This window comes from Sphingobacterium kyonggiense (assembly GCF_039536825.1).
Taxonomy (GTDB): Bacteria; Bacteroidota; Bacteroidia; order Sphingobacteriales; family Sphingobacteriaceae; genus Sphingobacterium; species Sphingobacterium kyonggiense.
Genome location: NZ_BAAAZI010000006.1, coordinates 726,180 through 746,485, shown reverse-complemented (window position 1 = coordinate 746,485; position 20,306 = coordinate 726,180). Strand labels below are relative to the sequence as shown.

Genomic DNA, 20,306 nt, shown 5'->3' with positions numbered 1-20,306 from the left:
CAATGAAACAAAAAATATTATTGGCAATATTAGCGACAACTCTAACATTGTCTGGCTGTAAGGACAGCTTTTTCGATATCAACATCAACCCGAACGCCCCAACCAATCCATTAGTAACTCCACAGCATTTGTTGCCTATGGTTTTGAAACAAACAGCCACCAGAATGGGTACTCAATATTCCTGGACAGCATCATGGTGTGGTTACTATGGTCGGGGAGCAGACTACGGGCAAAGTATTCCATTGGAAAACTATAACATCACCGCAACATTCCAACAAGGTCAGTGGGCCAACAGTACAACAAGTTGGTATGATGTTCTAAACGATGCGGAATTGATGATTAAAAAAGGTGAGGAAACCGGTCAAACCTTCTTTATCGGTGCAGGTAAAATCATTCGCGCAATTGGATTTATGTACTTGGTAGACATGTACAACAATGTACCCTACTCGGATGCATTGAAAGGTGAAGGTTCAGTTGCCCCAGCCTATGACAAAGGTGAAGACATTTATAAAGGTCTGCTTGCTGAACTAGAGGAAGCACGTGCAATCTTTAAAGCTAACCCTGAAATCTCGGAAGCAACAGCAAAATCCGATGTACTATTCGCAGGTGATTTAACCCAATGGAGAAAATTAGCTAATATACAATCGTTAAAATTGTTAATTCACCAATCTGAATTTGTAACTAATCCAAGTGATGAAATTGCCAAAATAACAGCAGATGGAAGTGGTTTTATCGAAGCTGGTGAAACAGCTATGTTAAGCTTGCTATTCTCCAACAACATTAATCAGGTAAATCCAGTTTACAACACCTACGTGGCTGATCAAAGTGGAATTCTAATGGATGGCTTTAATAGGGTAAGTCATTACCTGATGAACCGCTATAAGGATAATGACGATATTCGTTATCAATATTTGTTTCTTCCAGCTCAGAATCCCAAAGATCCAACTGATAGATGGATAGGCTCATACTTTGGATCCCCTACTATTGCCGGATTACAATCTGGAAATCAATCTATCGTTGTGGGGACAGGTATACTATCAGATGGAACTCAACCTTTATGGTTCTTTACATCCATGGAAAGCCTATTCCTTCAAGCCGAAGCTATACAACGTGGATGGTTACCAGGAAATGCTAAGTCCGTATATGAAAGTGCAGTAAAAGACTCTTTCAATTGGTTAGAGATCCCTACAGCAGATACTGAAGCTGACAATTTGCTAGCCAATTCTGCCAATTGGGACAATGCAAGCAACAAACTTGAACTTATCATTAATCAAAAATATTTGGCATTGCCAAGTATAAATAACTTCGAAGCTTGGGTAGATTATAGACGATTGGGATTCCCATCCGATATACCACTTACTCAAAACCAAAGTGCTCAAGGACGCAAGATTCCTTTGCGATTAGTGTATCCTCAAAATGAATACAGCTACAATCAAGATAATGTCCAAGCTCAGGGTGAAATTGACCCACAGACTAGCAAAATCTTCTGGGATGTAAATTAATCTATGTTTTTTATTATTTAATCGGAGAGGCTGCCCGCGAGGGGCAGTCTCTTTTTTTAATATACTATAATAGGATTGAGTTAAAGTTTAAAGCTCCAACATTCTGACTGAAGAAATTAGCCTATGAAGACTTTAACCTATTAATAAGTTACTTCCATTTCTTACAACAAATACCTAATTTCGTCAGCATAAATTCAATAACTAATGAAAAAACTTTTAGTAATATTTTTATTGAGCTCATCGGTTGCCTACGGTCAGCGGAATTTCACTATTGATGAAACCGTTATGGGGCCTGGCAAATTTGCTCCAAAGTCCATCTATGGCGCAAAATGGGTAAGTAACATGGATGCATTTTCAAGTTTAGATAGTACATTTCAAAACCTGATTGCTCGTGAAGCTTCCAATAATTGGCAGACAAAACAGTTAGCCTCAAGTAATGATATCAAACAAGCTTTAAGCTCTTTAATTCCAGATGAAAAGTTTAACCTTCGTACTTTCCCAACCGATTATCAATGGATAGATTCAGATAACATTAGCTTCCGAGCTAATGGCCAAAAGAAAAGCTACGGCATCCAATATAATCTTGGAACTAAACAAGCTAAAATTGCTTATGCCCTACCTCTAGATGCTGAATCTGAAGAGTTAAGTGATAAACTTATACAAACTGCTTACCTTAATGGAAACAATATCGAAATCATAAATGCTGCTGGTGATGTAATTCAAGTTACTAGAGATACGATAGATGGAATTGTTAATGGTAATCCTGCCACCCACCGTAATGAATTTGGTATTGATAAAGGCATGTGGTGGTCCCCTGATAACAAGCAATTACTTTACTACCGTAAAGATGAGAGCATGGTATCAAATTACCCTCTTCCGCAATGGGACACCAGGGTTGCTACCATTAAGGATATCCGATATCCAATGGCGGGAATGAAAAGTGAAGAAGTAACCTTGAATATCTATAATACGGACAGTAAACAATTCGTTCAACTGCAAACCGGAGAGCCTAAAGAACAATACTTAACCATGGTTACTTGGGATCCATCTGGAAACTTTGTATATGTTGGTGTTTTAAATCGTGGTCAAGATCATTTAAAGGTAAATCAATACGATGCTAAATCTGGTGCATTGGTGAAGACTTTATTTGAAGAACAAAATACAACTTGGGTAGAACCACAAAATCCATTAATTTTTCTTCCAAATAACAATAAGCACTTCTTATATCAAACCGATAAAGATGGTTACAATCAACTATACCTTTATGACACACAAGGTAAGCTTATTCGTCACTTAGGCTTTCAGGATGTCATTGTAACCGATTTCCAAGGTTTTGATGCCAAAGGCACAAAAGCCTATTATATTGGTGCAACCAATAAAGGAATGGAACGTCATTTATTTGAAGTCGATTTAAAAAACGGAAAGACTAATCAATTAACCCAAGTAAATGGTGTTCACAATGCCTCAATCAGTAATTCAGGAAAGTACATCTTAGACCAATACAGTAACCTGACCACACCAAATAACCTACAGGTTATTGATGCTAAAAGTAAAAAAGTAAGCTCGGTATTGACTGCTCCAAATCCTTTCGCTGGTAAGATTAATTTGCCGAAAATAGAGTTTAAGAATTTCACTTCTCCAGATGGTAAAACACAGCTTAACGCGCGTATTACCTATCCTGTAAACTTTGACCCAACAAAAAAATACCCGGTTATGGTTTATTTGTATGGTGGTTCGCATGCACAGATGGTAACTGACAGATGGTTAGGTGGTGTTGGTTATTTCGACATGTACATGGCTCAAAACGGTTATATCGTTTTCACACTAGACAATCGTGGTTCAGATGCGCGTGGATTTGATTTCACTCGTGTAACGCATAGAAACCTTGGTGAAGCAGAGATGGCAGACCAAATGGTTGGTATTGATTACCTAAAATCGCAATCTTATGTTGACAAGGATAATATGGGTATGTTCGGTTGGAGTTTCGGCGGATTCATGACCAGCTCATTTATGACCAAACACAACGATATTTTTAAAGCTGCAGTTGCTGGAGGTCCTGTAATGGACTGGAAATATTACGAGATCATGTATGGAGAACGTTATATGGATACTCCACAAGAAAATCCTGAAGGATATGAGAAGTCATCCATGTTAAATAAGGCTGATCGTTTGAATGGTCATCTATTGATTATACATGGGGCTCAAGATCCAGTGGTTGTGCAGCAGCATAGCATGGATTTCGTAGAAAAATGTATTGAAGCTGGAAAACAAGTAGATTATTTCCTATACCCTACCCACGAGCATAATGTTTCTGGTAAAGACAGAATCCATATGTATGATAAGATTGCTAAATATTTTGATCTTTATCTTAAAAAGTAATCAAATTCAATTTTTATCACATTTGGAATAATAAAAAATGGTTGCAGATCTGCAACCATTTTTGTTACATATACAATTACCTGTTTAAACAACATTTTTTATATATATTTATTGATTTTTGGTAAAATTTTATAATCAAACATTATCTCACATCATAATAATTAAAATATAAGGCTATATTTGTAGCGAATAAACTACATTCCAATTGCATCTATCTTTCATAAAATTGAAGGCATCAAGTAGTTTATTTTATGAAATAAGGATACTACAAAACCAAATATTAATAGCTTGAAAATACCGGAAAACATTGATCGTATTCTTAATTTAGGGATTTTAGATGAAGATAGTTTTTTAGTTAAAAAGGAAATTCGCCTAGCGAATATCATAACTGTTAGCTGCAGTATTATCATCTTTATCTACGGATTTATCAATATATGGAAGTTCCCAATTATTGGCATTGCTAATTTTATTGGCGCTAGTCTGATGATCCTTACATTAGGCTTTCATGCTAAAAGAAAATTGAAAACAGGTCAAATTTGGTTCCTAACTTCTATGGGGCTCCTTTTAGCCTTTGTTAATTTCATATCACCCAATACAACTGAATATTTCTTAATTAGTCTCATAGCCCTCAGTTTATTGGTTTTACGCGATAACATCAGCAAGATAATCTTATCTGTTTTTGTGTCTGCCGCAATTATTATTCCTAAGTACCTAGATTATTCCTTTCCATTCTTAGAGCATGTAGCTAAACATAGATTAATATTTAACTCTATTTGGGGATTGGTAATTTTAATCGTCTTAAGTTATTACTTAAGAAGTATCCAAAAGAAATATCAAGAAGAGATTGAAGAAAAGAGCGCACAAATTAATGATCTAAACCGTGATTTAAAACACCTTTTTGCCATCATTGCACACGATATTCATTCACCATTGCAGTCTTCTACCTCAATGCTCAAAGATCTTTCTGGCACGCAAATGTCGAGTGAATGGAAGGAAACCGCTATAAAACTAGTCCATAAACAATTGTCTACTTTACAAATTAATCTGAATAATTTGTTAGAATGGAGCAGACATAATATGCAAGGTTTACAAACCATGCCTGAAGGAATTATGTTGGCTAAAATTGTAAATGAAACCCTCAAATCCATGGAAGAGCGATTCTTGGAAAAAGAGATTCAAATCGACATTCAAATTGCGCAAGATATACAGGTATATGCTGATCCTATTCAATTTACGGTCATTCTCCGCAATTTACTGGACAATGCCCTTAAATTTAGTAACCCTAATGGATTGATTGCTATTAAGGCATCAAAAGAAAAAGAAAATACTTCTATCAGCATTGAAGACCATGGTGTAGGTATTGACCAACAATTTATAGACTCCTTATTCCACACCATCAAAGATCCTTCTTTTGGCACTTCAGGTGAACGAGGTACTGGACTTGGATTGGTTCTAGTAGACAAATTAATCCAAGCAAACCATGGCACAGTTAAAATCAAAAGTAAACCGGAACAAGGAACGACTATTTTAATAGACCTTCCAAATCGTTAATTCTTAGGTACCAATTTATTTAAAGACTCAAAGACTCCACTCCTTTTCAATAACCACATTCCTAAACGTTCTTCTGCAATACCTTGAGTAATTTTGTAAGTAAATACCGGTAAACCTTCCTCGTCCCCATCTATTTTCATTTTCATAAATGCAATAGATGGAAAACTTTTCAACTGCTCACTTAATTCGGTAATGTGTGAAGATACAATCACGAATGGCCCCTTTATTTCATCTAAATAGCGCATGACCTCTAGGATTGCTTGCGAGGCATCACTATGATTTGTTCCTTTGAATAATTCATCTAATATAACCAAGGCATTAGAACTAGGTTCTATTTGATCCATAATCTCCTTCAAACGAATAGCCTCCACATAAAAATGACTATAACCTAACTCCAAATTATCTTGTAAATTCACACTGGTAAATAAGCCATCTATAATATCTGTTTCAAGGGTATCTGCTGGAACCGGAAAACCAATATGCGTCAAATAAACTGCAGCAGAAATGGACTTAATGATGGAAGATTTACCAGCCATATTTGCACCTGTTAAAAACCACAACCTTTTTTCTTGAGACAATTCTACATCGTTCCTGACAGGATTTTTATGAAAGATATGGTATAAACCCGTCATCTTAATTTTACCAGTACTGTTTTTCTCATGCAAAACAGGATAGGAAAAACCATTTCTTCGAGAAACTTTCGCAACGGCGAGTAATGCATCGATCTCATAGAAAAACTTGATGGCCTCCTTAATAACATTAGAAAACTCATAGCGAATCATACGCTCATAAGTTTCAATATTAAATATGTTAACCTTTAATTTCTCAACATCATAATCCCCATTTTTGAAAACCTTTGATAAATAAGATTGAATTTTATCAATCATTACTTGTACATCATCATAATGTTGTACAGCATTTATCTTCTTATAGAAAATATGTGACTGCAGTAAAAACTCGGTCGTTTCTAAGATATTGCGCTTCTTGTAATAGTAAATTGGTGATTGAATTCCTAAAAAATCCAGTAGGCTCAAGGAGGCTGTTGCACCAGAATGAGAAGCCTTGACAAACTTCTCGATGTCCTTTAAAATGACACGGTGAAATGGAAAATCTTCCTGTGCAAGTGGTTCAAGTCGTCTAATTTTAATTTGTCTTTCTTCAATAGACTGTTTATTAATAATTGGATCATAAAACCATTCCTTCAAAAAGTAATGTGCACCTTCGGTAATCGTTTCATCGAAAAAATCAAAAACAGAACGACCATTCAAATCTTTCAACTGAATGTCTTTAATAGTCTGCTCATCAATAATAAACTTCGGCATATTTATCATAAAGGCAAATTAAGGTTCCTACGGATATATTATAAATATCGCAAATTCTTTAAGTAATGATGAAAATATACTTCAAATTGCATAAGCTATCACACCATATTTTTGAACTATTTTAGTAATAAACCAATTCATAGTCCTCAATACCTTATAAATCTGACTTTTATTAAAATAAAATAAATTTTGTAGTATTGAAGAATAATGGATTTGGAAGAAAAAAGGAAAATATTCACAGTGTTATATGAGGCACACTGGAAAAAACTCTTCTTGCACGCCTATCAGATGATGGATGATCAAGATGAGGCAAAGGATATTGTCCAAGAAGTATTCAGCAATCTTTGGGAAAGTCTTGACAATTTAAGCATCCAACAATCCTACAATGCCTATTTATACCGTTCCATTAGGAATGTTGTTATAAATAAGCTCGCCAGAAATAAATTAGGTCAAACCTACCTTAATCTCTTAGATACCCCCTCTTTTCAAAGCTACGCCTATAACCCTGAAGAAACCTTACGGGAGAAGGATTTTCAAGAAATTATTAACCAGGAAATAGAACATTTACCACCTAAGATGCGTAGCATTTTCAAGAAAAGCCGTTATGAAAACATGAGTTATAAAGAAATTGCAGCTGATTTAGGGATAGCAGAAGGAACCGTTAAAAAACAGATTTATAAAGCTTTACTGATCCTAAAACAAAAATTAAAATTTATTTTCATTTTAATGTACCACTAAGTACCTTCTTATTTGTCATACTTCTGAACTAACCAATCAAAGTATGACTAAGCCTAAAATAACGGAAGATATTTTAAGGAAATATGTGGATAATCAATGTTCCGACCAAGAAAAAAACGCTGTAGAAAGTTGGTATAATCACATTAGCAAACAACGAATCAATGCCAAAATTGAGGATCTAGACCTAGAATCCATCGACCATTATCTTCGTAGTGCCTTTCATGATAAGATCATTCAAAAACAAGACAGCAAACCAAATCCTTTAAGAAGTTTTAAACCTTCTGTTTATTGGTCTGCAGCTGCCTTGATTTTGGTATTCACGGTTATCAGTTTATTATATTGGCAAAGAACCGAAACAGGAAATACAGAAACCTTCCAACAACAAATTAGCAAAACATCTTTTACACCAGGTACTTTTCAAGGAACCATTATACTTGACCACAAAGATGAAGCTGCAAAGATTAATCAGACACTATTAAATCTTGAAAAAACAAGCATAAATGACCAAGTCCAGTTGTTAACTGCAAATGGAGAAGAATTTGAGTCAATCTTACCTGATGGAACTCGCGTTCGTATGAATGCGGGTTCTTCTTTACGTATTACTAAAGCTTTTAACCAAGAATTTCGCGATGTCTATTTAGAAGGTGAGGCGTATTTTCATGTAGCAAAAGATCCCAACAGACCTTTTATCGTTTATGTAGCAGGCACAAAGATACATGCCTTGGGCACAGCATTTAATGTAAAATATTACCCTTCTGAGAACCCAATCATCAAAACTTTCTTAGAGAAAGGATCCATACAAATCCAACAACAAGAAGAACAATTCATTCTTAAACCAGGCGAATTATTTGAACATAACAATCAGTCAGGTGCTAATCAAATTCAACGCAATTTAAAAGTAAATCAGTTGGCATGGAAGGATGGATATTTCGAGTTCAATGATTCAAGCTTACCAGAAATACTCCGAGAATTGGCCAGATGGTATAACTTTTCATTTGAAATCGATGCTGCCTACCAAAATAAAACATTGAGTGGAAAGTTCAACCGAAATCAACCATTTTCAGATGTTATACAAATTCTGAAATTCTCCGGAATTGATGTCATTCAAAACCAACAAACTTTAATACTACAACCAAATAAATAACAATACCACAACCTTAATCAAATAATTTATGAAGTATTATTTTTCACTTTTGTTCCTGATGCTCCTCTCTTGGAGTAGCTTTGCATACAGCCAAAAGATTAGCCTTAAATTGGAAAGGGTAAGTTTTGAAAAACTTGTCCAAGAAATTGAAAGGCAAACCCCTTATAAATTTGTCTTTGACCCGAAAGAAATAACCGATCAGGCAAAATTCAGTATTCAAAGCGATGGCCAACAGATCAAGGTCATCTTAGATCAGGCATTTAAAAACCACAATTTGGATTATCAAGTCATTGGCGAAACAATTGTGGTTAAAGGAAAGTCCACTCGAAACAAACAACAACAAAGAATCCAAGGAAGAGTAAGGGATGAAAATCAACAAGCGATGTCTAATGTCAGCATTAGAATAAAACAAAGCAACCAAACCTTTCAAACGGATGCGAATGGGGATTTTAGTTTCGATGGTCCAAGTTCAGGTACCTTAGTTTTTACCTTTATGGGCTATAAAACCCAAGAGGTAGCTTATTCTGGTTCAAGTCAATTAAACATTAGTATGGTTCCAGACCTTGGCAATCTTGATGAAGTCGTTGTCATCGGTTATGGTACTTCCAGTGTTCGCAAAAATGTTGGTTCTGTATCCAGTGTTTCAGCACAAGATTTAGAAAAACAACCTGTTTTAGATCCACTAGCAGCCATGCAAGGGCGCATTTCTGGTCTTAGTATATCCTCTAACAGCGGGCTTCCTGGCGGCTCTTATAATGTGCAATTAAGAGGTGCTAACTCTATCAATAATGGCAATAGTCCCTTATACATTGTTGATGGGGTTCCTTTCTCCGACAATGCCATGAATCAATTCATCAGTGCTTCGGGAAACCAAAATCCACTTTCGCTTATCAATCCAAAAGATATTGAGCGTATTGATGTTTTAAAAGATGCTGATGCAACCGCCATTTATGGTTCCCGTGGAGCTAATGGTGTCATCTTAATTACCACTAAAAAAGGAAGTGCACAAGAATTAAAAATTAACGCCAGCTTGCTGGTTGGTAATTCTCATGCCATCAAAAATCTAGAAATGATGAATACGGAGCAATATTTGGAAATCAGAAATGAGGCTTTCACCAATGATGGAACTACCCCAGATGAAACGAACGCTCCAGATCTTAAATTATGGGATTCAGGAATTAGTCAGGATTGGCAAAAGGATCTGTTTGGTAACAGTGCCGCCTTTAATTCCATGCAATTATCCTTCAACGGAGGAACCTCTACTTTACAATATTTACTCAGTGGAAGTTACAGTAAACAAGGTGACGTTTTACCAGGAGATCGAAGTTACCAACGTGGAGGAGGAATGCTTAGTATCTCTAACCAATCCAAAAATGGTAAATTCAGAATTAATGGATCCGCAAATTTCAATGCAGACAATAATAATACCTTAGCAACTGATATAGCACAGTTTTATAACCTAGCTCCAAATTACCCTCTATATAACGACGACCAAAGTTTCTATTGGTTCGGAACAAGCTTACAAAATCCTATGGCCTATTTAGTTCGCGGCAATACCAATAAGTCAAAATCTTTATTAGCCAATACTAGCCTAAGCTATTTGATACTTGATGGATTGGATGCTAAATTAAACATGGGTTATCAATTGCAGAAAATGGATCAATTGCAAACCTTACCAAGTACTGGTTTTAATCCATTAGTGGGCACTGCCGCTTCTGCAAGATATGGTAACTCCGATTTTAGCTCATTTATCATTGAGCCTCAGCTAAATTATAACAAGCAATTTGGAAACCATGAAATTGGCGTCTTACTTGGTGGAACTTGGCAGAAATCATTAAATGAAGGCAAATTTTTTAATGGAACCAATTATCCATCCGACAGTCAATTAGACAATATCCATGCTGCAGGTGATTTAAGCGTGGGAGATTACCAATACGGCGATTACAGATATCAATCTATTTTCTCCAGGATTAGTTATGCCTACCAAGAGAAATATTTAGTGAATTTATCTGGACGTAGAGATGGTTCTTCTCGATTTGGCCCGAACAACCGTTACGGTAATTTCGGCTCCATTGGCTTTGCATGGATCTTTTCAAAGGAGAATTTCTTGAGAGACCAGTCTATCTTAAGTTTTGGTAAATTAAGAGGAAGTTTGGGTATTACTGGAAATGACCAAATCGGGAATTACCAGTTCTTAGATACTTGGGAACCTGGTTTTGCATACCAAGGCATAGCTGGCCTATCCCCTGTCCGTGTTTTCAATCCAAACTTCAAATGGGAAGAGAATAAAAAACGGGAGATAGCTTTAGATTTAGGATTTTTCAACGATCGCCTTTTCTTAACGACGAACTATTACAATAATCGCTCAGGTAATCAGTTAATAGAAATTCAATTGGCGCCGCAAACCGGCTTTGAATATTTCTTTGGTAACCAACCTGCATTAGTAGAAAACAGTGGATGGGAATTTGAATTGAATAGCACCAATTTCCGTAACTCTAATTTCACTTGGAACACCCAACTGAATCTCACCTTTCCTAAAAATAAATTATTGGCTTATCCCGATTTAGAAAACTCGGCCTCAGCTTATAGTTATGTTATCGGAGAATCAGTACGTGTGGTGAAAGGTTATGATTTTATAGGTGTAGATCCTGAAACAGGTTTAGGTCAATATACAGATGTAAATGCTGATGATGAATTAGATGAAGCCAATGATTTCGTTGTTTTAGGCAATCTTATGCCTAAGTTCTATGGCGGCTTAAACAATAATTTATCCTTTAAAGATTTGTCCTTAAGTTTCTTATTCCAATTTGTCAAACAAGAAGGTCCTAGTATAGCCTATGGACCTATGGCTAGTCATATTGGTGGACTTTCCAATATGGATGTAACCGTTTTAGATAGATGGCAAAAACCAGGTGATATCACTGATATCCCTAGAGCAACAACAACCGCCTCTAATGATGCCTATACCAACTATCGTGATTATTACCGCTACTCTTCTGCCGTATGGGATGATGCATCTTACATTCGATTAAAGACGCTTGCATTAAGTTATAACCTGTCAAAATGGTCAAAGCAGATTAACATCCCGCAACTACAGATCAGTTTTGCTGCACAGAACTTATATACATGGACAAATTTTAGAGGCATGGACCCAGAGATGCAAGGCTTTGATAGAACTTATGTATCTGAAGTGAACCCATTTGGTTCTGTTAAAACAACGGCAACACCAAGCCCTAGGACCTATACATTCGGTTTACAACTTACCTTTTAATGAACATTATTAATCTTACACATAGATCATGAAACTTATTAAATCGACCATATACAGCAGTATCATCAGCCTTTCGCTTCTTTTATCATCCTGTGAAAGCTTTTTAGATATTGACCCACCTAAAGATCAGGTGTCAGCAGAAAATGCCTTTCAAGACGCCAAATCCGCCGAGGCAACCATCCTTGGGGTGTACAGCAACATGAATAATTTTAATAATCAATTTGGTTCTGGATTATTGGCAATGCTGATGTCCATTACTGCAGATGATTATTACTCGGCTTTCACCAGCTATGATGCCTATAAACTCAATAATATTACGCCAAATACAGATTACCTGGATCGCTTATGGAGTCAGCCTTATTCCACAATTGGGCATTGTAACAAAGTAATTGAAGGTGTCGAAAATTCTAGCTTAAGTGCTGAAATCAAAAAACAAATAAGTGCTGAAGCAAGATTCACCCGTAGCTTTCATTATTTCTATTTAGTCAACTTATTTAAAAAAATCCCTTTAGTAACCAACTCAGATGTGAGTTCTTCGAATACCCAAGGACAAGTTAGTCCAGAGGAAGTCTATAACTTCTTGGTTCAGGATTTAAAACAAGCGGAGGCAGATATCGATGATGATTATCAAGGAACAGAGCGTGTGAGACCAAATAAAAAAGCTGTTTCTGCTTTATTAGCTCGGGTCTATCTTTATAAAGGTGACTATGAAAACGCAGAAATTTCTGCATCAAAGGTCATCGAAGATACCCGATATCAACTGATGAACAACTTAAATGAGGTATTTCTGAAAACTAGTAAGGAAGCATTATGGCAAATTCAAACGGTTAATACATCCACTGCAGGTGTAAATACCTGGGAAGGTTTTTCCATGGTTCCTGTCAATGCAACAGCTCGAGGATACTATAATGTTTTCCAAAAAACAATGGACAGTTTTGAGGTTGACGATAAGAGAAAAACCGATTGGTTAAAACCATATACCATTACTTCCGGAACATTTTATACTCCCTACAAATATAAAATTAGAACGAGCATTGGTAGTCCAGTTATGGAATACAATATGGTATTAAGACTTGCGGAGCAGTATTTAATCCGCGCAGAAGCTAGGCTTAAGCTCAACAAAAACAAACTTGCAGTGGATGATGTGAATGCCATTCGCAAGCGTGCTGGATTGATCCTATTACCTGAAACAATCGCAGCAAATGATTTAGCCATAGCCATAGAGAAAGAAAAACACTTGGAGTTATTGGGCGAATGGGGACATCGTTGGTTCGATTTAAATAGAACAAATCGCGCTGTTGCTGTTCTTTCACAAACAAAAGGTAATTTTACACAAGAAGATACTCGTATACCAATTGCTCAGTCTATCCTTTTAAGTAATATAAATCTGAAACAAAATGATCAATAAATTTATACTTATAGCTGCAACCCTGCTCCTTGCCAATAACCTTGCGCTGCAAGCGCAGGAAAATGCCGTGCTTATTCATCCAACGAAGGCAAGTCCTAAGGATGAAATAAAAATTAAGTTGTTAGCTAATAAGGTTCAAATTCCAGACTCCATTAAGCAATTGTTTTTACAGTTTTCCTATTCCAATTTTTATGAAATGCCACAACGATTGGAAATGAAAAAAGTGAATCAAGATTGGGAAATTAACTTCAAACTACCCTTCTATGCCAATTACAGTTCATTCTTTATTACAAGTGCAGACCAGAAATTTGTAATTCGTCCAACGGATACCACACACTATGAAATATTTGTTTATGAAGGAAATAAACTAAAAGAAGGTAATTATTTGGCAAAAGGCTACAGTACGGCTTATCAAAACCGTAATTCAAAAAGTATGGAGCAGCAACAACTAGCTTACTTTCAGAAAGAACAACAATTGTTTCCTACGAATTACGAGAATAACCTCAAGATTTTACAGTACCGGATGAAAACAGCAAAAGATGAGGTCTCAAAGGAAAAGTATAGACAACAAGCACTGCAAGTTATTGAAGACAAGTTTCGATCTAACCCCACTGTGGATGGTAACCTAAATAAGGTAACCATGGGATTCCTTATCATAGGAGAAAAACAAAAAGTAGATTCCATTCGAAATGTAGTTATCAAAGAATTTCCAAATTCAAATTTAGGCATGAGCTATACATTAGGCAGACTTTTGGATATCCCGGATTCAGCTGATGTAATCACAGAGATTAATAAGCTCTTACCCAAAAAGACAAAGGAAAATGAAGAAGCTTTTCAAGCTGCTTACGGTTATTTATTTGAATATTATGTCGGTAAAAAAGATGCAGATAAGGCATTGAGTTATTATCCATTTATTTTAGATAAAGAACCAAATCCTTACACCTGGCGAACTTATACCTATTATGTGGACTTATTGATTGACAATAATATCCTATTAGATAAAGCTCAAGAATTAAACAATTTAGTCTTAAAAAATATTGCCGATTATCCGGTAACTTTAGTTCGATATTTTCCGGAAACAGGATACTTAGTGGGTCATGACGATGCCAGACAAGAAAAGATTAACAAAGTACAATCCGAAGTCTTATTAAGGCAGGGTTTAATTCAGCAAAAAACAGGTCACAAGCAAGAAGCATACGCCTTGTTAGCCAAGAATTACCCACTGGTTGAAAGCAAGGATTTATTGAAAAAAGCAGCTCAGGTTTTTGCTGATAACAAAAATATAGATCAAGAACTTCAGGTTTGGAGTCATGCCTATAAATTAACGCCTTATGACAGCACGATCCGTACCTCCTTAAGAAAGACACTTATTAAAGAGAATAAATCAGATCAAGAGATAAGTTCCTATGTTAATGGGTTAGATAAAGCCTGGAAAGGAGCCTATTTTAAAAGTTTGGAAAAGAAGGTCATTAAAGGAGAAACTTTTCCATCAGAACTTTCTATTAAGGATATGAATGGAAAATCCCTTACGAGTCAAGACCTTCAAGGTAAGGTAGTAGTATTAGATTTATGGGCTACTTGGTGCGTTCCATGTTTAGCTTCCTTCCCCTATGTACATCAAGTATATTTGAAATATAAGGATAACCCAAAAGTTAAGTTTATAATTTTAAATACAGGAAGTGGAAATACATTTGAGGATGCAAAAAATTGGGTAGAAAAAAATCCGAATTACACTTTTCCTGTTTACTACAACAGCGACAAATCGTTTAACAGCACCTTGGATGTCAACACCATACCTACTACCTTTATATTAGGGCCAAATCAAAATATTGTCTTCAAAAAAGTAGGATCAGAAGGTGAGAAAATATTGCAAGACTTAGATGCCATGATCGACTATGCTCTACAAAATTAAGATCATTCATTTTTAAAAATAAGGCGAACCAATTCTACTTGGTTCGCCTTTTTATTTTAAATGTAAAAAATCATTACATCAACTTAAAAAAAGGCAGCAATACAAACCACATAATATAGGATAATGCAACTGCCATAATACCATCAATCCGATTAGGTTTATCCCTCTTGTTGGCAAATTTAAATAACAAATAGGAAAGATAAATTCCATGTAAAAGGCCTATATAAATTGGCCAACCATATTCGATCCTGAAACCATTTAGATTTTCTATAAGGAAAACAGAACCTACAGCAGCTATGACCAATACTGCTGCAACCCTTGCTAAAATCGTCTTGCCCCATTGAACAGCTAAGGTTCTTTTTCCTACAGCCATATCAGCCTCATAATCGGGAATACCAGCCATCATAATTGCCGGTACAATGGCCAAAAACAGCGGGATCCCCAACAACCAAGGAAATGTATCGGTTATAGCACCGCCAAATAGTACGTATGCATATAATATGGTCGCAAAGCTATGTGTGAAACCAACCGTTATTTCACCTAAACCTCGGTAAGATAGCTTTAATGGATTTGCTGTATAGGACATGGCTAATAGAAAAAAAACTAGAATCAATCCTATGTTTAAGACAAATGAATTCACTGATAACCAGGAGACTAAAGTTGTTAATATGGCGCAAAAAACAAGTAATATCTTAATGGCATTACGCAATTGTTCTTTTTGAAGTACTCCACTGACTAAAACCCTGGATCCGCCTGAAAACATACTAAAAGATTGATTGCGTTTATCCGTTTCAAAGTCATTAAAATCATTATGGAAAACGACAATGACTTCCAATAAAAACAAGAGAAGGTAAGCCAAAAGAAAGAATGGGATGTTTATATTTCCGGTAGTACCTATAAATGCAAAGGCTCCAATGGCATAAGCGAAAAAAGTCATGGGATAAAACTGTAACCGTATAGCTTTTACCCAAGGGTTTATTTGCTTTTTGAATTTATCCCATGGACTTAAAACACCCTTGTTTAAAGATATGCCTAGGGCATAAGCTTCCTTTAACCACGCTTCTTTTTGTTCCAGACTGGAATGCTTAATGGGGCTTGCCTTGAACATTCGCACGGGAGAAACCCCACAAAATTTGAGTGTCGCATTGATCAGTGACTTTTTTAGTGGAGAACCATTAAAGAGCTGATCTACCAACACAGGAGTATCCATGGTGGTAATAATTTGAGCAGTTCTTGGGCTCAACATCTTTTCATAATGATCGAACTGAATTTCCCTAAACGCGAAACCCGGAACAAAACACCGGTCTAAGAATCCCTTAACCAGAGCTGGTACATTTCCCCACCATGTAGGAAATACGAATACCAAATGGTCTGCCCATAAAATAAGTTCTTTAGCTAGAACCAGGTCAGGTTCAACAAATTGTTTTTGAGGGGAAGGGACAAGAACCTGGGGTTCAAATTCTAAGTCAATTAAATCTAATCGACGAATTTGTACCTGAGCGTCCTGAGCACCCCGTATGTATTGATCTGCGAGGGCAGCACAATAACTATCTTTACGAGGATGTCCAAAAATTAAAAGTATATGTAATCCCATCTTATTCATATAAACAACATGGGTCAAAAAAGGATTTAAAAATCCTTTATTTTCGATTTATTAGGCCTGCGCGAAATGAAGAAAGCACCCCAACCTATTCTGGTGGTAAAAGAGAACAAGTTGAGAACGCTTTGGGTGAAAAATTTGAAAAGGCACAAAAACTAGGGTTAAAAAGAGGACATAAAATATAAATGCGAAAATATAAACTCGGTTTGTTGTAAAACAAATGTTGTATTTTAGGGGAAATTATTGTATTTGTGAGTCATGTTTTTTAACCTGTCTAAAAAGCGGAAATACAAGTGTGACAAATGTTGCCGGTAAACCCCCAGGTAGCACAAAATGAAATTAGAACAAACTATGAAATGGAAATTTATTTTTGTAACCCTAGCAATCGTCGTCATCATTGTAAACTTGCCAATAATCAACAAGAACATTTTATTGATGATAGATGGAAATGATCCTTTTAGATATTCTAATTCGAATGCCTCCTTTACACGAGAGGAGTCATTTGGATTTAAGGATTCTTATTTGACTAACTCGTCAATAAATCGTTTCATAGAAGAAACAAATCCTTCCGATGAAGACAAACAAGTCTTTCGTCTTTATAAAATCAATCCCTTATGTTTTTGGAGATGGTCTTACTATATTTCTATTAGCAGGGATTATAAGTATAAATCCTGGGACGAAATAGGACTAAATCGAGTTCCATACGACCCGGAGAATATGTGGCAGGATTTTTAAAATAAGTTAATTAAAAAAATCCGTGTTTTAAAGGAGAGGAAATGAAAAGTCAATAAATTGAATAATAGTTCAGTCCATTTTTTACCTCTAATTACAAGCAATACCAAAGTAAGTTGCCATTCATAACTAATCAGGCAATTATATTAATTATGGTCATACTGTTATATTGCTATACAAATATAAATGTCGAAGATAAAAACAATAGCCCATCAAAAAGGCGGTGTAGGAAAAAGTACACTAGCCATAAATTTAGTCTATTCGTTTGCTCAAAACGTGAATACTATACTAACCGATAGAGATCACCAAGGATCAACTATACAATTGCTAGGTATAATTCCAGATGAAACATTCCATTTAATAACAACATCTATAATAAAAATTTTGAAGCGTTATTTATATGTGAATCAAAAAAGGTTACAATTCAAATTGTAACCCTTTATTATATCGATACCTTAACCTATTTGACCAGTTCAACCTCTGTTATTTGGTTGCCCTGTTTGGTGCGGGTGTATTTATAACGTACTTGTTGATTTAAGGAAAGTTGCATTCCTGCTAATTTATCATTGAAATAAACGGTTTCTCTCGATAAATTATCACGAATAAATCCATAGTTACCTGTTTCATTGTAATATGAAACTTTACCATGTAAAAATTCCTCCTCCATATCCTGAGGTCTTAATAAATCCTCTTCCTTAAATTTATAAGGTTGTGCTGGTGGAGTATCAGAAATATTTCCGAATTCATCCACATATGCAAACATCTCCTCTAAGGATTTGCCTTTGTTGTTGTTCGTCTTGTTTTGTTCGCGACGTTCAACCTTTTCTTGTTTTTTTAATTGTTTTCTTTTTGCTGTTTCTTTTTTCTTGAATGTAAGCTGAGTTTTTGCCATTAATTAGAATTAAAGTTATCGAATGTTTTAAAGAGAGTGAGTTCTTAGGAAAGCTTGCCTGGCTTGAAGATAAGAATGAGATTCTCTGTGAAAGTATACAAATATACGATTTTTTAAGGACAAAAACGAATGTAATTAGCGCTCCATCTTACTATATTTTTACCCCATCTCCATACGATGCTATCTACATTAGACAAAACCATTGTCATCAAATTTAGCATCATATATAACCCCTTCTGATCAAATTTCCTTTTAAAAGGGGATAAAGCTAATCACAATCATATTTTAAAATAAAATTATTGGATAACTTCGATGTTACTGTATTCTATTACAAACCAAAACATTAACCAATTATGAAGACAAAAATGATGATTAGTATCTTACTAATCCCACTTTGCTACCTGCTGAGTAATGCTCAAATCAAAAATCTTCCAACTGCCATAACAGGCTCTTGGGATGTCTGGATTCCAGGAGCAGTAACCTATCATCAGAAAAGCGATGCAATTTATCAACGCTATGAGCCTGGTGCAGCCATGCGAACCTTGAAAATTAATAATAAAGGATCATTTGACTGGGGAAATTCCAAAGGATCCTTACAGGAAGTACGTCCATGGTATGCAGAAGATAGTAAACGATATTTCAGAATTCAGGATTTATCAAAGAATACCTATGACTTCTGGTATAAGGAAAGTACCGATGAATTGATTTTACTTTTTGGAGAAGTTGGTGGCCATGCTGCAACAGGAACGCGAATTGGTAAAAAAAACAAAGAAGATGCTAAACCTAAAGAAAATCCAAAGCCTCTAATTAACGACCAAAAGGTAAATTCCAAACCGCAAGATCAACAACCTCAAAACAACAACACATATCAAGTAAATGATAAGGTGGAAGTCATTTGGTCATCTGCATGGTACCAAGCCACGGTATTGGAAATCAAAGATGGAAAATACCTGATCCGTTACGACGGTTGGGGAAAGCTATATGATGAATGGGTAAATCCAGATCGCATCAGAAGAAAAAAACAATAAAATAGAGCTACGGTTTCTTTTCCACCAAAGAGATGGTATTAACTAGAATGGAGTCAATATTCCCTTAAGATAACTATATATTGAGAACCATATTGGGATGAGTTTGCTTTGAGACTCTCAAGGAATTCTTAGGGATCTGATAGGGATCTCCTTCGGATCTCGTTCGGTCGGAACCGAACGAGATCCGAAGGAGATCCGAACAAGTTCCGAAGGAGATCCGTTAGAGTAGCGAAGAAAACCCGTGGGAAAGACTAATTGTCTTATACTGAAATAGGTTTACAGAATTCGAAGAAATTACTGATTGAAGTTTACAAATATATTCTATTTACCAATATTAGTTGTCATTGTTTTTTTATTACCGATTACGGTTGTCATCCATTACCTACCTTTTTGCTTTTGGCCTCTGCAAACACGGAGCTCATTGGAGCACTGGTCGTTGAAATATCCCCCGAGGGGTTTCTTCCTCCCAGCTCTCATGAGCCTGTTGCGGGGAGATCAGGTCACAGGCCATGTGCGGCCTAAAGTTGTTGTAAATGTCCACCGCCTTTATCACCTGTGCCAGTGCCTCGCCATAGTCCCTGAAGGTCTCCGATATCCGGTATTCGTCCTTCAATATCCCGTTCAGTCTTTCCGCCACGGCATTGTCGTACGGACTTCCCGATTGGGTCATGCTGATCGCTATACCCTTGGCCTGCAGTACCCTGACATAGTCCGTGCTGCAGTACTGGATACCCCTGTCCGAATGGTGGATCAGGTCGTGATCGGGATACATCCGGTTTTTGACGGCCATCCTCAGGGCACCGATGCAGGCCTCCGCAGTGGGCCTG

At 36.2% G+C, this 20,306-nt stretch carries 15 protein-coding genes; 11 read left to right on the top strand and 4 right to left on the bottom strand.

Features of this window, described 5'->3' with window-relative positions; genetic code table 11:
- Nucleotides 1-2: 2 nt before the first annotated feature.
- The 3 genes from ABD676_RS08095 (at nt 3) to ABD676_RS08085 (ending at nt 5,432) form a co-directional block, all read left to right on the top strand.
- On the top strand, nt 3-1,502 hold the full coding sequence (locus ABD676_RS08095; RefSeq protein WP_344674094.1) for a SusD/RagB family nutrient-binding outer membrane lipoprotein: 1,500 nt from the start codon (nt 3-5) through the stop codon (nt 1,500-1,502).
- 204 nt (nt 1,503-1,706) lie between these two features.
- The gene (locus ABD676_RS08090) at nt 1,707-3,881 is read left to right on the top strand and encodes a S9 family peptidase (RefSeq protein ID WP_344674093.1); all 2,175 of its coding nucleotides are present in this window, start codon (nt 1,707-1,709) and stop codon (nt 3,879-3,881) included.
- 288 nt (nt 3,882-4,169) lie between these two features.
- Nucleotides 4,170-5,432, top strand: a complete 1,263-nt coding sequence (locus ABD676_RS08085) for a sensor histidine kinase (protein WP_344674092.1) — start codon at nt 4,170-4,172, stop codon at nt 5,430-5,432.
- Here the strand turns inward: ABD676_RS08085 and ABD676_RS08080 are convergent.
- On the bottom strand, nt 5,429-6,754 hold the full coding sequence (locus ABD676_RS08080) for a MutS-related protein (RefSeq protein WP_344674091.1): 1,326 nt from the start codon (nt 6,752-6,754) through the stop codon (nt 5,429-5,431). The two genes, ABD676_RS08085 and ABD676_RS08080, sit on opposite strands and share 4 nt — an antisense overlap.
- 207 nt (nt 6,755-6,961) lie before the next feature.
- Between ABD676_RS08080 and ABD676_RS08075 the strand changes: the two genes are divergently transcribed.
- From ABD676_RS08075 to ABD676_RS08055, 5 genes are read left to right on the top strand one after another with little or no spacing between them, the layout of a single operon-like run.
- Nucleotides 6,962-7,492 carry an RNA polymerase sigma-70 factor gene (locus tag ABD676_RS08075; protein WP_344674090.1) on the top strand — a complete coding sequence of 177 codons (531 nt, stop codon included), beginning with the start codon at nt 6,962-6,964 and terminating at the stop codon, nt 7,490-7,492.
- Nucleotides 7,493-7,535: 43 nt separating this feature from the next.
- The gene (locus ABD676_RS08070) at nt 7,536-8,636 is read left to right on the top strand and encodes a FecR family protein (RefSeq protein WP_344674089.1); all 1,101 of its coding nucleotides are present in this window, start codon (nt 7,536-7,538) and stop codon (nt 8,634-8,636) included.
- 28 nt (nt 8,637-8,664) lie between these two features.
- On the top strand, nt 8,665-11,907 hold the full coding sequence (locus ABD676_RS08065; RefSeq protein ID WP_344674088.1) for a SusC/RagA family TonB-linked outer membrane protein: 3,243 nt from the start codon (nt 8,665-8,667) through the stop codon (nt 11,905-11,907).
- A 28-nt stretch (nt 11,908-11,935) separates the two neighbouring features.
- Nucleotides 11,936-13,315, top strand: coding sequence for a RagB/SusD family nutrient uptake outer membrane protein (locus ABD676_RS08060; RefSeq protein WP_344674087.1), 1,380 nt, complete (start codon nt 11,936-11,938; stop codon nt 13,313-13,315).
- Nucleotides 13,305-15,227, top strand: coding sequence for a TlpA family protein disulfide reductase (locus tag ABD676_RS08055; protein WP_344674086.1), 1,923 nt, complete (start codon nt 13,305-13,307; stop codon nt 15,225-15,227). The genes ABD676_RS08060 and ABD676_RS08055 overlap by 11 nt, the downstream gene beginning before the upstream one ends.
- Before the next feature lie 73 nt (nt 15,228-15,300).
- Here ABD676_RS08055 and ABD676_RS08050 read toward each other — a convergent pair whose 3' ends face one another.
- Nucleotides 15,301-16,821, bottom strand: coding sequence for an NAD(P)H-dependent oxidoreductase (locus tag ABD676_RS08050; protein ID WP_344674085.1), 1,521 nt, complete (start codon nt 16,819-16,821; stop codon nt 15,301-15,303).
- Nucleotides 16,822-17,160: 339 nt separating this feature from the next.
- Here ABD676_RS08050 and ABD676_RS08045 point away from each other — a divergent pair, with 339 nt between their 5' ends.
- The gene (locus tag ABD676_RS08045; protein WP_344674084.1) at nt 17,161-17,562 is read left to right on the top strand and encodes a hypothetical protein; all 402 of its coding nucleotides are present in this window, start codon (nt 17,161-17,163) and stop codon (nt 17,560-17,562) included.
- A gap of 183 nt (nt 17,563-17,745) precedes the next feature.
- Nucleotides 17,746-17,994, top strand: coding sequence for an AAA family ATPase (locus ABD676_RS18215; RefSeq protein ID WP_425565275.1), 249 nt, complete (start codon nt 17,746-17,748; stop codon nt 17,992-17,994).
- A gap of 25 nt (nt 17,995-18,019) precedes the next feature.
- Here the strand turns inward: ABD676_RS18215 and ABD676_RS08040 are convergent, their stop codons facing one another.
- On the bottom strand, nt 18,020-18,451 hold the full coding sequence (locus tag ABD676_RS08040) for a cold-shock protein (protein WP_344674083.1): 432 nt from the start codon (nt 18,449-18,451) through the stop codon (nt 18,020-18,022).
- 353 nt (nt 18,452-18,804) lie between these two features.
- Between ABD676_RS08040 and ABD676_RS08035 the strand changes: the two genes are divergently transcribed.
- Nucleotides 18,805-19,479 carry an agenet domain-containing protein gene (locus tag ABD676_RS08035; RefSeq protein WP_344674082.1) on the top strand — a complete coding sequence of 225 codons (675 nt, stop codon included), beginning with the start codon at nt 18,805-18,807 and terminating at the stop codon, nt 19,477-19,479.
- Between the two features lie 418 nt (nt 19,480-19,897).
- On the opposite strand, the gene ABD676_RS08030 is transcribed toward ABD676_RS08035, so the two are convergent.
- Nucleotides 19,898-20,251, bottom strand: coding sequence for an integrase core domain-containing protein (locus ABD676_RS08030; RefSeq protein ID WP_425565281.1), 354 nt, complete (start codon nt 20,249-20,251; stop codon nt 19,898-19,900).
- Nucleotides 20,252-20,306 lie beyond the last annotated feature (55 nt).

What these genes read in the sequence shown, in the direction of transcription:
- ABD676_RS08030 (WP_425565281.1), bottom strand. Translation starts at nt 20,251, where the DNA reads ATGTATCCCGATCACGACCTGATCCACCATTCGGACAGGGGTATCCAG.
- ABD676_RS08090 (WP_344674093.1), top strand. Translation starts at nt 1,707, where the DNA reads ATGAAAAAACTTTTAGTAATATTTTTATTGAGCTCATCGGTTGCCTAC.
- ABD676_RS08070 (WP_344674089.1), top strand. Translation starts at nt 7,536, where the DNA reads ATGACTAAGCCTAAAATAACGGAAGATATTTTAAGGAAATATGTGGAT.
- ABD676_RS08055 (WP_344674086.1), top strand. Translation starts at nt 13,305, where the DNA reads ATGATCAATAAATTTATACTTATAGCTGCAACCCTGCTCCTTGCCAAT.
- ABD676_RS08050 (WP_344674085.1), bottom strand. Translation starts at nt 16,821, where the DNA reads ATGGGATTACATATACTTTTAATTTTTGGACATCCTCGTAAAGATAGT.
- ABD676_RS08075 (WP_344674090.1), top strand. Translation starts at nt 6,962, where the DNA reads ATGGATTTGGAAGAAAAAAGGAAAATATTCACAGTGTTATATGAGGCA.
- ABD676_RS08080 (WP_344674091.1), bottom strand. Translation starts at nt 6,754, where the DNA reads ATGCCGAAGTTTATTATTGATGAGCAGACTATTAAAGACATTCAGTTG.
- ABD676_RS08060 (WP_344674087.1), top strand. Translation starts at nt 11,936, where the DNA reads ATGAAACTTATTAAATCGACCATATACAGCAGTATCATCAGCCTTTCG.
- ABD676_RS18215 (WP_425565275.1), top strand. Translation starts at nt 17,746, where the DNA reads ATGTCGAAGATAAAAACAATAGCCCATCAAAAAGGCGGTGTAGGAAAA.
- ABD676_RS08045 (WP_344674084.1), top strand. Translation starts at nt 17,161, where the DNA reads ATGAAATTAGAACAAACTATGAAATGGAAATTTATTTTTGTAACCCTA.
- ABD676_RS08040 (WP_344674083.1), bottom strand. Translation starts at nt 18,451, where the DNA reads ATGGCAAAAACTCAGCTTACATTCAAGAAAAAAGAAACAGCAAAAAGA.
- ABD676_RS08035 (WP_344674082.1), top strand. Translation starts at nt 18,805, where the DNA reads ATGAAGACAAAAATGATGATTAGTATCTTACTAATCCCACTTTGCTAC.
- ABD676_RS08065 (WP_344674088.1), top strand. Translation starts at nt 8,665, where the DNA reads ATGAAGTATTATTTTTCACTTTTGTTCCTGATGCTCCTCTCTTGGAGT.
- ABD676_RS08095 (WP_344674094.1), top strand. Translation starts at nt 3, where the DNA reads ATGAAACAAAAAATATTATTGGCAATATTAGCGACAACTCTAACATTG.